At 68.1% G+C, this 14,136-nt stretch carries 9 protein-coding genes; all 9 read right to left on the bottom strand.

The annotated features are described in order from the left end of the window. Positions 1-13: 13 nt before the first annotated feature. Positions 14-829: a DUF1365 domain-containing protein gene (locus tag ASD94_RS14060; RefSeq protein WP_056643940.1), complete on the bottom strand. Its 816-nt coding sequence runs from the start codon at positions 827-829 to the stop codon at positions 14-16. Then, positions 826-2,136, bottom strand: a complete 1,311-nt coding sequence (locus tag ASD94_RS14055) for an NAD(P)/FAD-dependent oxidoreductase (protein WP_056643938.1) — start codon at positions 2,134-2,136, stop codon at positions 826-828. Before ASD94_RS14055 ends, ASD94_RS14060 begins: the two co-directional genes overlap by 4 nt. Positions 2,137-2,380: 244 nt before the next feature. Further along, complete coding sequence (locus ASD94_RS14050) at positions 2,381-2,965, bottom strand: glutathione peroxidase (protein WP_056643936.1); 585 nt, start codon at positions 2,963-2,965, stop codon at positions 2,381-2,383. Positions 2,966-3,300: 335 nt separating this feature from the next. Further along, positions 3,301-4,503 carry an HD-GYP domain-containing protein gene (locus ASD94_RS14045; RefSeq protein WP_056643934.1) on the bottom strand — a complete coding sequence of 401 codons (1,203 nt, stop codon included), beginning with the start codon at positions 4,501-4,503 and terminating at the stop codon, positions 3,301-3,303. Positions 4,504-4,609: 106 nt separating this feature from the next. Then, positions 4,610-7,744 (bottom strand): efflux RND transporter permease subunit, encoded by a 3,135-nt coding sequence (locus ASD94_RS14040; protein WP_056643932.1) that lies wholly within the window; start codon positions 7,742-7,744, stop codon positions 4,610-4,612. A gap of 12 nt (positions 7,745-7,756) precedes the next feature. After that, positions 7,757-8,971, bottom strand: a complete 1,215-nt coding sequence (locus tag ASD94_RS14035) for an efflux RND transporter periplasmic adaptor subunit (RefSeq protein ID WP_056644149.1) — start codon at positions 8,969-8,971, stop codon at positions 7,757-7,759. Positions 8,972-9,071: 100 nt separating this feature from the next. Continuing rightward, positions 9,072-10,457 carry an efflux transporter outer membrane subunit gene (locus ASD94_RS14030; RefSeq protein ID WP_056643929.1) on the bottom strand — a complete coding sequence of 462 codons (1,386 nt, stop codon included), beginning with the start codon at positions 10,455-10,457 and terminating at the stop codon, positions 9,072-9,074. Then, positions 10,454-11,185 carry a TetR/AcrR family transcriptional regulator gene (locus tag ASD94_RS14025; protein ID WP_056643927.1) on the bottom strand — a complete coding sequence of 244 codons (732 nt, stop codon included), beginning with the start codon at positions 11,183-11,185 and terminating at the stop codon, positions 10,454-10,456. Before ASD94_RS14025 ends, ASD94_RS14030 begins: the two co-directional genes overlap by 4 nt. A 114-nt stretch (positions 11,186-11,299) precedes the next feature. Then, positions 11,300-14,056, bottom strand: a complete 2,757-nt coding sequence (gene glnE, locus ASD94_RS14020; RefSeq protein WP_056644147.1) for a bifunctional [glutamate--ammonia ligase]-adenylyl-L-tyrosine phosphorylase/[glutamate--ammonia-ligase] adenylyltransferase — start codon at positions 14,054-14,056, stop codon at positions 11,300-11,302. Between the last annotated feature and the right edge of the window lie 80 nt (positions 14,057-14,136).

The following is a 14,136-nucleotide window of genomic DNA, read 5'->3' as shown; positions in this document are numbered from 1 at the left end:
TTCGTCATGGAAATCAACGGGTCACGGCGGCGGCGGGCGCCTCGGGCTTGCGGTGGAAACGAACACGCTTGAGCCACAGCTGCAGCGCGTGCCAGTGAATGCGGGCGATGATGGCCAGCGTCATGGCGGGGTAACCCCACAGCGCCTGCCGCAGCGTCTGGGGGGTGATGGCCTGCAGGGTGCCGCTCACGCTGGTCTGGATGAGGGGGCCGGTGTCGTCGTCGTGGTCGATGCGCACCACCGTGCGGCCTGCATCCTGTGCACCGGCCTGGGTGCGCATGAAGCGAAAGCGGTAGCCGCCGCTCACCTCGCAAAAGGGCGACACATGGAACACCTTGCGCGCCTGCTGCTCCACGCCGTAGTGCGGCGCATCCAGCAGGTAGCAATGACGCTCGCCGAAGGTGTTGTTCACCTCCACCACGATGGCGCGCAGGGGGCCGTCGGCCCGGTGGCAGTACCAGAAGCTCACGGGCTTGAAGGTGTAGCCCAGCACGCGCGGGTAGCAGTGCAGCCAGGCTTCGCCCGTGGCGTCGGTGATGCCTTCGGTGCGCAGCAGCTCGTCCAGCCAGGCCAGCGCACCGCCCTGCGCGGCGCTGCGGCCGTCGCCGTGGTCCACGTCATGGAAGCTGATGGCGCCGCTGCGGTTCACCGCCAGCGGCGTGTGTGTGCCAGTGCGTGTGCTGGTGTGTGTGCCGCTCAGGCTGCGCATCGGCAGCATGAGGAAAAACGTGGGGTAGGCAAATGCATGCCGCCGGGGCCGCAGCCGCGTGTGGCGCACCTGGCCGAAGCCGATGAGGGGCGCTGCGGGTGGGGCCGGGGCGTGGCTCACGCGGCCTCCGCCAAAGGGGCTGGCAGGGCTGCCCGCAATTGCTCAGCCACGGCCAGGCCGGATTTGAGGCCGTCCTCGTGGAAGCCGTAGCCCGTCCAGGCGCCGCAGAACCAGGTGTGCTGCTGCCCTTGCAGCTTGCCCACCTGCTGCTGCGCGCGGATGGCGGCCATGTCGAATACCGGGTGGGCGTATTCGTAACTGCCGATCACGTGCTCGGGCGCAATGTCGCGTACCGGGTTCAGCGACACCACCACGGGCTGTGCAAAAGGCACGGGCTGCAACTGGTTGATGAGGTAGTGCAGGCACACGCGGGCCGACTCGCGGCTCTTCTGCTGGGCGCGCTCGTAGTTCCACGCGGCCCAGGCGGCGCGGCGCTGGGGCAACACAGACGTATCGGTGTGCAGCACGGCGCGGTTGGCCTGGTAGCGGATGGCGCCGAGCACGGTGCGCTCCTGCGTCGTGGGCTGGGCCAGCAGCGCGAGCGACTGGTCGGAGTGCGTGGCCAGCACCACCTTGTCAAAGTGTTCGGTACGGTCTGCGGTCACCACGCGCACACCGGCGGCATCGCGCTCGATGCGGCGCACGGGGGTGTTCAGGCGCTTGTCGGCAATGCCCGCCACGATCTTGTCCACATAGTGGCGCGCGCCGCCGGACACCGTCCACCACTGCGGGCGGTTGCTCACCTGGATCAGGCCGTGGTTGTGGCAGAACCGGATCATGGTGGCCACGGGGAACTTCAGCATCTGGTCGGTGGGGCAGCTCCAGATGCAGCCCAGCATGGGCAAGAAGTACCAGTCGCGGAAGGCATCGCCAAAGCGGTGCTCTCGCAGGAAGTCGCCCAGGGGCTGCATCAGCGCCGCCTCGGCCTGCTTTTCGGCAATGCGCGTGCACAGCTGGTTGAAGCGCAGCAGGTCGCGCAGCATGCCGAGAAAGCGCGGGTTGACCAGGTTGGAGCGCTGGGCAAACACGGTGCTCAGGTTGGTGCCGCTCCATTCCAGCGCGCGCCCCCCGCTGAGGGCTGCGGGCACCTGCACCGAGAACGACATGTCGGATTTGGCCGTCTCCACGCCCAGCTCGGCCAGCAGGCGGATGAGATGAGGGTAGGTGCGCTCGTTGAACACCAGAAACCCGGTGTCCACACCGTGGGTGACAGGGGTGCCCGACGCATCGGGCAAGGTGACATCGACGGTGTGGGTGTGCCCCCCGAAGTAGTCGCCCGCTTCAAACAGGGAGATGTCCGCGTGGCCACGCAGCTGGTGCGCAACGGAGAGCCCGGAGATGCCGGAACCGATGATGGCGATTTTCATGACCGGCCCCCTCTGGCCGGTGCACGGAATAAAAAGGTTGCGAAGCGTCCCGAAACGAATAAGAGAGGGAGGGAGGAGAAGCGCTCCAGGAGGTCAGTCGGAACCCGAGGGACCGAAAGGCTTCGCAACACTAAAACTGTACGCTGCGCAATCGTCTTGCGCAACGGATAGAGTGGGGCCGCTCCGGCGAAGTTCCAGAGGCCGCCTGTATTTTTTTTCAAGAAATGTAAAGAAATCATTGCGCTCACCGGGGTGTGGGTTGGGCCAGCTGCTGCTCGATGGCGCGCACCAGCCCTTTGTTGTCCGGCCCGGTCAGGCTGGAGTAGTTGTCCACCAGCTTGCCGTCGCGGCCCAGCAGGTATTTGTGGAAGTTCCAGCGGGGCGCCGTGCCCGACAGCTGGGCCAGCTGCTGGTACAGCGGCGAGGCCTCAGGGCCCTTCACGCTGCTTTTGGCAAACATCGGAAATTTCACCCCGAAGGTGTTTTCGCAGAAGTCGGCGATTTCCTTGTTGCTGCCTTTTTCCTGGGCAAAGTCGTTGGACGGGAAGCCCAGCACCACCAGACCCTTGTCCTTGTAGCGGGCATACAGATCCTCCAAGCCCTTGTACTGGCCGGTAAAGCCACAGAAGCTGGCCGTGTTGACCACCAGAACCACCTTGCCGCTGTACTGGCACAGCGACTGGGGCTTTTCGTCCTGCAGGCGCGGGAAGGTGTGCTGCAGCGTGGCCGGGCATCCGGCGGGCGCGTCGGCCGCCTGGGCGGCGGGCGCCAGCAACAGCCAAGCCCCCAGGGCGGCGGCTGTAGAGAGGAGTCTTGTGAGGCGGTTCATAGGACTTTGGGCAGTTAGTGCAGGCAATTTAACCATTTCATCTTTTTTTGTCCACATGAGTTTTTATTTGTACTGAGCGGTATACGTGGCCCGAGTGCCGTTGGATTCAGATTTCTGACCGAAGGGCGTGGGAGCGTGAAAAAGCGCGCTGTGAAAGCGCGCATGGCGCGGTACCCCGCTGGCCCTCTCGGGGCAAGGGGTGTGCGGGCAGCTCAACCCGGCACCTTGTGCGAGGCGCCGTTCAGGGGAAATCAGCGCGGGGACGTCAGCGCAGTGCCCGCCGCGCGAGGGAGGCGGCAGCGGAAGCTATGGGGGGCTGTGGCGCCCCGGGGGTGTCAGACCAATTGCAGCAGGCGGTCCAGCGGCAGCTTGACCCGCACGTCCTTGAACGCCACGACGCCGGTGATCTTCCAGGGCGGCATGCCCGTGTCGCGGGGGATGGGCTCCCCCGTGGGCATGCCGTCGCGGTTGGTCACCACGGCCACGCGGGGGGTGGTGGCGGTGGTGCCCCGGCGGATGACGACGCCCACTTCACGGCTGGCCAGGCGCACAAAGGCACCCGGGGGGTACACCCCCAGCGTCTTGACGAGGGCGGCGCCGGCCTCGTCCACCTGGTGCTCTTCATCGTAGTAGCTGGCCTGCATGGCGGCCGTGACGGGCATGGGCAGCCGTGCCGCGCGCGGGGCCAGGCGGGCGCCAAAAATGTCGGCACGCTGCAGCAGGCGCGCCATCTGCTGGGCTTCGGTCTTTTTTGCCATGGGCCCCGGCGTGCGGTGGTGGTGGCAGCGCACGGCCTCCAGCCATGCCGGGTCGGCCACGCCCAAGTGGCGCAGCAGCGCCTCGGACCGCGCAGCGTGGTCTTCCACGGCGGCGATCTGGGTGGCGGTGAGGGGCTGGGTCTGCAACACCAGTTGGTCCTGCAGCTCCGTCATGGCGATGTTCATGCTCAGCGCCGCATGGCCCAGTTGATGCACCCGGCCGCTGGGCCAGCGCAGCATCTCGCGCGCCACCACCATGCACACGCAGCTCACCAGCATGGAATGGGTGGCGCTGTACATGCGCGTTTCCTGGGCCGAGAGATAGATCAGCGCCAGCAGGGTGGCGTCGGGTGTCTGCTCGCAATGGCGCGCGAGCTCATCGTGCAGCGCCTGAAAGCGCCCGCCAAAGTCGCTGGGCGACGGGGAGCGCAGCAGCTGCGTGGCGCGCAACTGCAACTCTGGCCAGTCGGGCAGGGTTTTGCCGGCACGCGCGGCGGCGGCCTGTTCGCCCGCCGTCATCTTCATGGCCGCGATCTCGCCCAGGTTGGTGTCGGCGATCAGCATGCGCTGCAGCTGCGCCAGGTAGGCGCGGTGGCTGCCGCCGGATTCGTCGGTGTCCACGCACAGCTCGTGCCCGCGTTCCACCAGCTTGGCCAGCTCCTCGCGGGTGCGGATCACATAGCCCTTTTGCGCCAGCAACGCGCCGTCGGCCCCCCGCAGCACAAAAGGCAGGGGGTGGCCCAGCTGGATGGATTCGATGTTGAGGCTGACGAGGTTCATGGTGCGCGTTGCATTATCCGACGGCTACCCCCTCGCCAAAGCCCGGGCAACCCCCGTGATTGCCCTGCTTTTCGCAGCCATGCCGAGGGGCACGGCCGCGGGTGCATCACGGGGCGGGCTGCGGGGTGGACTGCGCCAGGGCCGGTGCCGCAGGTGCCGCCGGTGGCGTGGGCCCGTGCCGTCCCCAGCGCAGGCGGCGAGCCAGCCGCCCGAACCCTTGTCCCAGGTCATCCACTCCGGTGAACACCGCCGGAATCACCAGCAGGCTCAGCAGCGTGGAGGTAATGAGCCCGCCAATCACCGCCACCGCCATGGGCGAGCGGAAGCTCGCGTCCGCCGCGCCGACGCCGAGCGCGATGGGCATCATGCCCGCACCCATGGCCAGCGTGGTCATGATGATGGGGCGCGCCCGCTTGTGGCAGGCGTCGACCAGCGCTTCAAAGCGCGTCATGCCGTGCTCGCGCCGCGCCAGGATGGCGTATTCCACCAGCAGGATGGAGTTCTTGGTGGCAATGCCCATGAGCATGATCAGCCCGATGAGCGAGGGCATCGAGAAGCTCTTCTGCGCGATCAGCAGCCCCACAAACGCCCCGCCCAGCGACAGCGGCAGCGCCGCCAGGATGGTCACCGGGTGCAGGAAGTCCTTGAACAGCAGCACCAGCACGATGTAGATGCACAACACGCCGGTGAGCATGGCCAGGCCAAAGCTCGCAAACAGCTCGCCCATCATTTCAGCGTCGCCAATCGTGATCTGGCGCACGCCGGCTGGCAGGTTCTGGATGGAGGGCAGCGCCTCCACCGCCTTGGTCACATCGCCCAGCGGCTGGCCCGAGAGTTCGATCTCGAAGTTCACGTTGCGCGCGCGGTCGTAGCGGTCCACCACGGCCGGGCCACCGCTGAACTCCAGCGTGGCCACCTGGCCCAGCATCACCGGGCCCTTGGCGCCGGGCACCGGCAGGCGCTCCAGCAGCGACAGATCCTTGCGCGCGTCGTCCTGCAGCTTGACGACGATGGGCACCTGGCGCGCAGCCAGGTTGAGCTTGGGCAGCGACACGTCGTAGTCACCCACCGTGGCAATGCGCAGGGTTTCGGCGATGGCGCTGCTGGTCACGCCCAGGTCGGCGGCGCGGGCAAAGTCGGGGCGCACGGCGATCTCGGACCGCACCAGGCTGGCGGTGGACGAGATGCTGCCCAGGCCGGGGATGGTGCGCAGGTCTTTCTCGACCGCCAATGCGGCGGCGGTCAGCGCTTGCGGGTCGTCGCCGGTGAGCACCAGCACGTACTTTTCGCCTGAGCCGCCCAGGCCCACCTTGCTGCGCACGCCGGGCAGTGTCTCCAGCGCGGCGCGGATCTTGTTCTCGATGCCCTGCTTGCGCGGCCGGTCGCCGCGCGGGGACAGCAGGATGGTGAGTGTGGCCTTGCGCGTTTCGGTGCTGGCGCCGCCCATGAAGGGGTCAGTGCCGGCCGAGCCGCCGCCGATGGTGGTGTAAACGCTTTGCACGTGGTCTACCTGGGCGATGCGCTGGCGCGCGTCTTCGGCCACGGCGCGCGTCTGCGCCAGCGTGGCGCCGGGCGGCAGCTCCAGGTACACCTGCGTCTGCGAGTTGTCATCCGGCGGGATGAAGCCCGTGGGCAGCAGCGGGATCAGCGCGAGCGAACCGATGAAAAACGCCGCCGTGGCAATGAAAGTCATCCACCGGTGCTTGATGCACCATGCGGCCCAGCGCAGGTACACCGTCATCCAGCGTGGGTCCTTGTGGCCGCCCACGATGGGCTTGAGGATGTAGGCCGCCATCATGGGCGTGAGCAGACGCGCCACCACCAGGCTGGCAAACACCGCGAGCGACGCCGTCCAGCCAAACTGCTTGAAGAACTTGCCCGCAATGCCGCTCATGAACGCCGTGGGCAAAAACACAGCAATCAGCGTGAAGGTGGTGGCGATCACGGCCAGCCCGATCTCGTCGGCCGCCTCCATGGCGGCCTGGTAGGGCGTTTTGCCCATGCGCAGGTGGCGCACGATGTTCTCGACCTCCACGATGGCATCGTCCACCAAAATGCCCACCACCAGCGAAAGCGCCAGCAGCGTGATCACGTTGATCGAGAAGCCCAGCCAGTACATGCCGATGAACGCCGGGATCACCGACAGCGGCAGCGCTACGGCCGATACAAACGTCGCGCGCCAGTCGCGCAGGAACAGCCACACCACCAGCACGGCCAGCAGCGCGCCTTCGTACAGCAGGTGCATGGAGCCGTCGTATTCCTCCTGCACCGGCTGCACGAAGTTGAAGGCCTCGGTGATTTCAAGGTCGGGGTGCTGCGCTCGCATCTCCTGCAGGGCCGCCTGCACGGCAGCGCCCACTTCGACTTCGCTGGCCCCCTTGCTGCGCGCCACTTCAAAGCCCACCACCGGCTTGCCGTTGAGCAGTGCCAGCGCGCGGGGCTCGGCGATGGTGTCCGTCACCGTGGCCACCTGGTCCAGCCGCACATGACGGCCGTCCGACAGTGCCAGCGTCAGGCCCGCCAGCTCCTGCGCCGACTGCACCGTGGCCAGCGTGCGCACCGGCTGCTCGCTGCCGCCCAGGTCGGTGCGGCCGCCGGCACTCTCGGTCTGCACCAGCCGCAGCTGGCGCGACACATCGGCCGCCGTGGCGCCCAGGGACTGCAGCTTGACCGGGTCGAGCGCCACATGCACCTCGCGCTGCACACCGCCCACGCGGTTGACGGCGCCCACGCCGCGCACGGTGAGCAGCTTCTTGGCCACGGCGTCGTCCACAAACCAGGACAGCGCCTCATCGTCCATGCGGGCCGACGCTATGGTGAAGGCCAGAACGGGCTGCGCGGCCAGGTCCATCTTGGTCACGATGGGATCGCGCACGTCGCCCGGCAGGTCGCCGCGCACACGGGCCACCGCGGAGCGCACATCGTCCAGCGCCTCCTGCGTGGGCTTCTCCAGCCGGAACTCGGCGGTGATGGTGGCGCCGCCGTCCTGCACCTTGGTGTAGATGTGCTTGAGGCCCTGCAGCGTGGCGATGCTGTTCTCGATCTTGCGCGCCACGTCGTTCTCCAGCTGCGCGGGCGAGGCGCCCGGCAGCGCCGCCGTGACGGAGATCGTGGGCAGGTCGATGTCGGGAAAGTTCTGCACCTTCATGGCGTTGAAGGACAGCAGGCCGCCGAAGGTCAGCAGCACAAACAGCATCAGCGCCGGTATGGGGTTCTTGATGGACCAGGTGGATACATTCATCTGGAATGCTCCTCAATTGATAGCTGTTGGCGCATGATCCACTAGCGCTACAGGCACTTTTTGCATGAAATGCTCGCTGGAGGACTGCTTGCCCGCCGCTGGCACCGCCGCAGGGGCCGCCACGCGCACCAGATCGCCATCGTTCAAAAAGCCCGCACCGCGCACGGCCACGGAGGCGCCCGCATCCAGCCCCGACAGCACCTCCACCCGGTCAGCCACGCGGCGGCCGGTCTGGACCTTGCGCATCTGCACGCGCTGGTCGCCGCCCACCACAAACACGTACGAGAACCCGTCGCGCACCACCAGCGCCTCCTGAGGCACGGTGAGCGCATCGCTGCTGCCCAGTGCGAAGTCGCCCCGCGCAAACATCCCGGCTCGGAAGTCGGTGTTGGCGGGCAGATCCACGTAGACCAGCGCATTGCGCGTCTGCGGGTCCACCGTGGGCGCGACCATGCGCACGGTGCCCTCGGCCACAGCGCCGCTGGCGGCGGTGACGCTGACCTTGGCGCCGGGCTGGATGGGCCGCAGCTCGGTGGACGTGACTTCGGCGCGCCACTCCAGGCGGCCCTTGCGCACCATGCGGAACAGCTCGGTGCCGGCCCCCACCACCGCGCCCACGGTGGCGGTGCGGGCCGAGATCACGCCACTGTCAGGCGCCACCACCTGCGTGTATTTGAGGCGCAGCTGCTGCGCGTTCAGCGCGGCCTTGGCGGCCTCCACGCGGGCCTGGGCGGTTTGCTCGGCGGTGGTGAACTGCTGGATCTGCTGCTGGCTGAGCGCGCCCGTGGCCTGCAGCGAGCGGGCGCGGTCGGCATTGGCGGCGGCCTCGGCCGCATTGGCCTGGGCTTCGAGCAGGCTGGCGCGGCTTTGGGCCACATCGGCCTGCACCGTGTCGGCCGAGAAGGTGGCCAGCACCTGCCCAACCTTGACCACATCGCCCACGTTCACGCGCACCTCGGTCAGGCGCAGGCCGTTGCTCTCGGCGCCAATGCTCGCCTCTTGCCAGGCCGCGATGTTGCCGTTGGCGGCCAAGCGCAGCGGTACCTGCATGCGCTGCGGCTGGGCTGTGCTCACCGTGAGCGCAGGCCGGGGCTGGCCCGCCTTGGGTGCATCGGCTGCGCGCGATGCGCCCGAGAAAACCAGCGCACCGCCTGTGGCCAGCACGCAGGCGGCGATCACGGCGAAGGCGGTGGGGGAAAACTTGAAGGAGAAAAAGGAGTGTTGCATGTGCATCTGTCCTGAAAAATTCATATCAGCTGTGCATGGTGTTGGTCGTCGCCCACTGCGCTTGAAACCGGCGATGCGCAAAGCGCCTCAGAGGGGTGTCTCATAGCTTCCATCCACCACCGGCGGCGCGGTACAGCGCAATCCAGGCGGTCTGGCGCTCGTGCTGCAGCGCGATCAGCGCGTTTTCGGCGGCCAGCGCCGTGCGCCGGGCGTCCTCCAGCTCCACCAGGCTGGCCAGGCCTCCGCGCCAGCGCGCCTCGGTCGCGTCGAACGATGCGCGGTAGCCGTCGGCGGCAGTGCGCGCGCTCGCGCTGCGCTCGGCCGTGCTTTGCAGGCGCACCAGGGCTTGCTCGACCTCGCTCACGGCCTGGCGCACCTTGGCCCGGTACTGCGACGCGGCCTCGTCGTAGCGGGCCTGCGCAGCATCGGTCTGCGCAGCGCGGCGGCCACCATCAAAGATGGGCACGCTGAGCGCCAGCGGGCCGATGGTCCAGGTGTTCAGGTCGGTGGTCACGCCCCCCGTGCGCACCTGGGCTGCACCCACGCTGCCACTGAGGGTCAGGCGTGGGTAGCGCTGGGCCTGGGCGCTGGCGACGTCGGCACTGGCGGCCGCCACTTCGCGCTCGGCGTTGTACACGTCGGGGCGCTGGGCCAGAACCTGCGCGGGCAGTGCGTCCACGGCAAACAGCGTGTCTGGGGCCGCAGCCACCGGCTGTGCCAGCCGGGTGCGCAGCGTGGGTTCTTCCCAGCCGGTGAGCGCCACCAGGGCCTTGACCTCCACATCGCACTGCATGCGCTGCTGCGAGGCGCGGGCCTGGGCCTCGGCGGCGCTGGCGCGGGCCAGTGCGGCCGAGGCGGGTGCGGTGAAGCCCGCACGTTCACTCAGCTGCGACAGGCGGGACGTTTCACCACGGGACTGTGCGTCGCGCTCGGCCACCTGCTGCTGGGCCAGGCAGGTGCGGATGCTGCTAGTCTGCTGCGCTACTTCGGCCGCCACGCTCACGCGCGCCTCGTGCCACAGGGCCTGTGCGCCCGCCAGCCGTTCATCGGCTGCGGTTTTGGCCGCGCGGTTGGCGCCAAACAGGTCCACCTCCCAGCTCGCCTGCAGCCCGACCTGCGAGGTGGTGGCCACGCGGGCGAGCTGGTCATTGAAGCCCCGGCTGGCGCTGGCCTGTGCGTCGAGCGAAGGCAGCAACGCTGCCCGGCTGCCCACCTGCGTGGCGCGGGCCTGCGCAATGCGTGACTGGGCCTGTGCGATGCCGGGGCTCACGGCCTGGGCTGCGTCGATCAGCTCGACCAGCAGCGGGTCTTGCAGCTGTGTCCACCAGCGGGCCAGGTCGCCCAGCGAGCCTTGGTGCGGCAGCGGGGCCTGCCAGGCGATGGGCGGAGTCGCAGGCACCTGGGCGGGCGGCGCGGACACCGCGCAGGCGCCCAGGGCCAGAGGCAGCAACGCGGCCCATGCGAAACGGGTTGTGCGTAGATTCATGCGTTGGATTCCTTCTTGTGTGAAGTCCGCAAATTGCGACGCGCAGGCCGTTGTGTGGCCTGCCGTCGGGCGATTTCTCCTTGCACCATGCTCAGTGCGTAACCGGTCAGCCGTTCCACCCATTGGTCCACCACTCCGGCAGTGGCCAGCTGGGGGGCAATGGCCACCAGGGGGTCGCGCTGCGTCCACAGCTGCATCACCAGCCCGGCCAGGGAGAAGGCCAGCCGGTGCATGTCGTCGTCCACCACCGGAACGCCCATGTGGCGGCAAAGCACCTGCACCAGCGCCATGTGGGGGGCGCGGCATTCGCGTTCGATGAGTTCGGGCCAGACGTGGGTAGGGTCCAGCAGCTCGCGCACATGCAGGCGCAGTGACTGCGTGACCAGGTCGTCGTGCTTGAGCGGTTCCAGAAACCCTGCGAAATAGTGGTGCAGCGCGCCCTGCAGGTCCAGGGCCTGGTCGGCAAACACCGGGATCAGATCGCTGCCGCTGCCAAACGGCTCGTAGAACGTGGCGGTGTACAGCTGGGCCTTGTCGCCAAAGTGGTAGGCAATAGCGGCCACATTGGTGTCCGCCGCCTGGGCGATGGCGCGCACCGACGTCTGGGCAAAGCCTCTTTCGGAGAACAACTGCAGCGCGGCCTGCAGCAGACGGGCACGCGTGTCTTCTCCGTCACTGCGGGCTGTGCGCTGGGCTGCAGCGGGAATGGGGTGGGCACCGGAACTCATGGCCCCGGATTAAACCACCAGAATTCAAACAGTTGTTTGAATTAATGAATTTTTCAGAAGCTGCTGCTGCACCAAAGTGCAACGGGTTGTCACCGCATCGAAAGTGGCCGCTTGCTACGGGGCAGCACCAAACACGGCCTGCCACAGCGCGAGCACGGCATCGCGCTCGGCCTGCAGTGCGGGGGGCGTGACCTGGGTGGGCGCCTCGTCCAGCCGCGCCACGTGCTGCACCCGGCGCAGCTCGCGGTAGGCGTCGGCGGCTGCGTATCCCACGCCTGCGGGCAGCAGGCCCACTTGCTCGGCGCGTTGCAGCAGGGCGATGTTGCCCAGGTTGCCGCGCAACTCGGGGTGGGCGGCAGACTGCGACAGCACCAGGTACTGCAGGGCAAACTCGGCGTCCACCATGCCGCCCGGACTGTGCTTCACGTCGAAGCGTCCGGCGGGTGTGGGGTGGGCCGAGCGCACTCGCTCGCGCATGGTCACGATCTCGCCCTTTAACGCCAGCGGGTCGCGGGCGGAGGTGATGACCGCCTCGCGCACGGCGTCGAAGCGCTCGCGCAGGGCCTCGCTACCCATCACGAACCGCGCACGTGTCATGGCCTGGTGTTCCCAGGTCCAGGCGGTGTTGCTGCCGCGTTGCTGCTGATAGTTGGCATAGGCCTCAAAGCTCGTGACCAGCAGGCCGGAGTTGCCGTTGGGCCGCAGGGCGGTGTCGATCTCATAGAGGTCGCCTTCGCCCGTCTTGACGGTGAGCCAGTTGATGAGCTTGCGCACAAAGGCCGCGTACACCTCGGGGGCGCGCTCATCGTCGTCGTCGAACACAAAGACGATGTCGAGGTCGCTGCCGTAGCCCAGCTCCTTGCCGCCCAGCTTGCCGTAACCAATGATGGCGAACTGGGGTTCGTCGCGGTGGCGGTTCTTGAGGCGGCTCCAGCACCACTGGCTGGTGATGCGCAGCACGCTGTCGGCCAGCGCGCTGAGGTCGTCGGCCACCTGCTCGACGGTGATGCGGCGCTCCACGTCGCGGGCCAGGGTGCGGAAGGTCTCGGCATGCTGGGCACGGCGCAGCAGGTTGAGCAGGGTTTCGTCGTCGTCCTCGCCGGTGGAGCGCAGCGACGCCAGGCGCATGCCCAGCTCGCGTTCAAAGTCGGCCACCACAAAACGCTCGGACAGCAGCGCGTCGCCCACCAGCTCGTCGATCACGCCGGGGTGCTGCAGCAGGTACCGCGCGGGCCACTTGGCTGCGCCCAGCAGGTGCAGCAGCTGTTCGTGCACCGAAGGCCGCTCCAGCAGCAGCGCCAGATAGCTTTCGCGCCGCAGCAGCGGCTCCAGCCAGTTTGCCAGGCGTATGGTCGCCTCTTCAGTGACGCGTCCCTCCTTGAGCCACTGGGCCGTGCGCTGCACCAGGCGGAACAGGCGCGCGCGCGCCTCGTCACGCAGCCCGGCGACGCGCGGGTAGTTGCGCCATTCGGCCACACGCTCGCGAAAGCCCGGCGGCAGCTGCTCCAGCAGGCCTTCCAGTTCAGGGGGGGGCGGTGCCGCTGCCCGGGGGCCGCCACAGCCGCCACCACTGCATTGTTTTTTGCCGTTGCCACCCAGCAGGGTGTCGAACTCCTGGGCCACCAGCTCGCGGTGTGCGTCCAGCTCGTGCAGGAAGGCGCAGCAGTCCTTGTAGCCCAGGGTGCTGGCGATCCAGGCCAGGTCGTCGTCGCGCGTGGGCAGTACGTGGGTCTGCTGGTCGTCCAGGTACTGGATGCGGTGCTCCACCCGGCGCAAAAACACGTAGGCTCGGGCCAGCGCGTCGGCGGTTTCCTGGGGCATCAGGCCCGCATGGGCCAGGCGCTGCAGCGCATCGAGCGTGGGGCGGCGGCGCAGCTCGGGGAACTGCCCGCCGCGCACCACCTGCAGCAGCTGCACGGTGAATTCGATCTCGCGGATGCCGCCGCGGGAGAGCTTGACGTCGTTGGCGCGCTCGGGGTGCCCAGCGCTGCGTTTGGACGCATGGTCCCGGATCTGGCTGTGCAACGAGCGCAGCGCGTCGAACACGCTGTAGTCCAGGTAGCGGCGGAACACAAACGGCAGCACCACGCCGCGCAGGGCCTGCACCTCGGGGCTGCCAATGCAGTCGCGCGGGGCCACCACGCGGCTCTTGAGCCAGGCAAACCGCTCCCATTCGCGGCCCTGCACCTGCAGGTATTCCTCCAGCGCGGCCAGGGACACCGATGCGGGGCCCGAGTTGCCATTGGGCCGCAGGGCAAGGTCTACCCGGAAGACAAAGCCGTGCTCGGTGGTGTCGCCCACCAGGCTGTAGATGGCCTTGACGGCGCGTGCGAAATATTCGTGGTTGGAGATGCGGCCCCGGCCATCGGGCATGCCAGCGGTTTCGCCATCGTGCTCATACACATAGATGAGGTCGATGTCGCTGGAGACATTGAGCTCGCGGGCGCCCAGTTTGCCCATGCCGATGATCCACAGCTGCACGGGCTGGCCCTGCGGGCCGCGCGGTGCGCCATGGCGTTCGTCCAGTTCGCGACGTGCCTGCTGGCAGGCGCGGTCCAGGGCCAGCTCGGCCAGTTCGGTCACGGCGCGGGTGATGTCGGCCAGGGGTGTCTGCGCCTCGCAATCCAGCTGGATCAGCCGTTCCATGACCAGTTGGCGCAGCACGCGCAGCGCGGTGCCCGTGTCGCAGCCGCGTGCGCACAGGGCGTCGTAGGCCTGCTCCATGGTCGCCAGCACCGGGACGCCCGGGGGCAGCAGGGGCAGGTCATGGGCGTAGCGGCGGTGCAGGCGCTGATAGAAGCGGGAATGCTCGGCCAGGGGACCCTCGGGCAGGGGCTGGTGGCAGCGGGGGTCAGACAGAGAAGGATGCATGGCAGCCACAGCCGGATGTTGGACGGGGAGCGAGGTGCTGGTCTGCGGGCCCGACGGCATACAAAAGCTCACTGGGCACT

Source organism: Acidovorax sp. Root70 (assembly GCF_001428225.1).
GTDB lineage: Bacteria > Pseudomonadota > Gammaproteobacteria > Burkholderiales > Burkholderiaceae_C > Acidovorax.
This window is presented reverse-complemented; position numbering and strand designations above follow the sequence as displayed.

Coding starts and splice junctions, on each gene's coding strand:
- ASD94_RS14055 (WP_056643938.1), bottom strand. CDS start 2,136: ATGAAAATCGCCATCATCGGTTCCGGCATCTCCGGGCTCTCCGTTGCG.
- ASD94_RS14050 (WP_056643936.1), bottom strand. CDS start 2,965: ATGAACCGCCTCACAAGACTCCTCTCTACAGCCGCCGCCCTGGGGGCT.
- ASD94_RS14045 (WP_056643934.1), bottom strand. CDS start 4,503: ATGAACCTCGTCAGCCTCAACATCGAATCCATCCAGCTGGGCCACCCC.
- ASD94_RS14040 (WP_056643932.1), bottom strand. CDS start 7,744: ATGAATGTATCCACCTGGTCCATCAAGAACCCCATACCGGCGCTGATG.
- ASD94_RS14035 (WP_056644149.1), bottom strand. CDS start 8,971: ATGCAACACTCCTTTTTCTCCTTCAAGTTTTCCCCCACCGCCTTCGCC.
- ASD94_RS14030 (WP_056643929.1), bottom strand. CDS start 10,457: ATGAATCTACGCACAACCCGTTTCGCATGGGCCGCGTTGCTGCCTCTG.
- ASD94_RS14025 (WP_056643927.1), bottom strand. CDS start 11,185: ATGAGTTCCGGTGCCCACCCCATTCCCGCTGCAGCCCAGCGCACAGCC.
- glnE (WP_056644147.1), bottom strand. CDS start 14,056: ATGCATCCTTCTCTGTCTGACCCCCGCTGCCACCAGCCCCTGCCCGAG.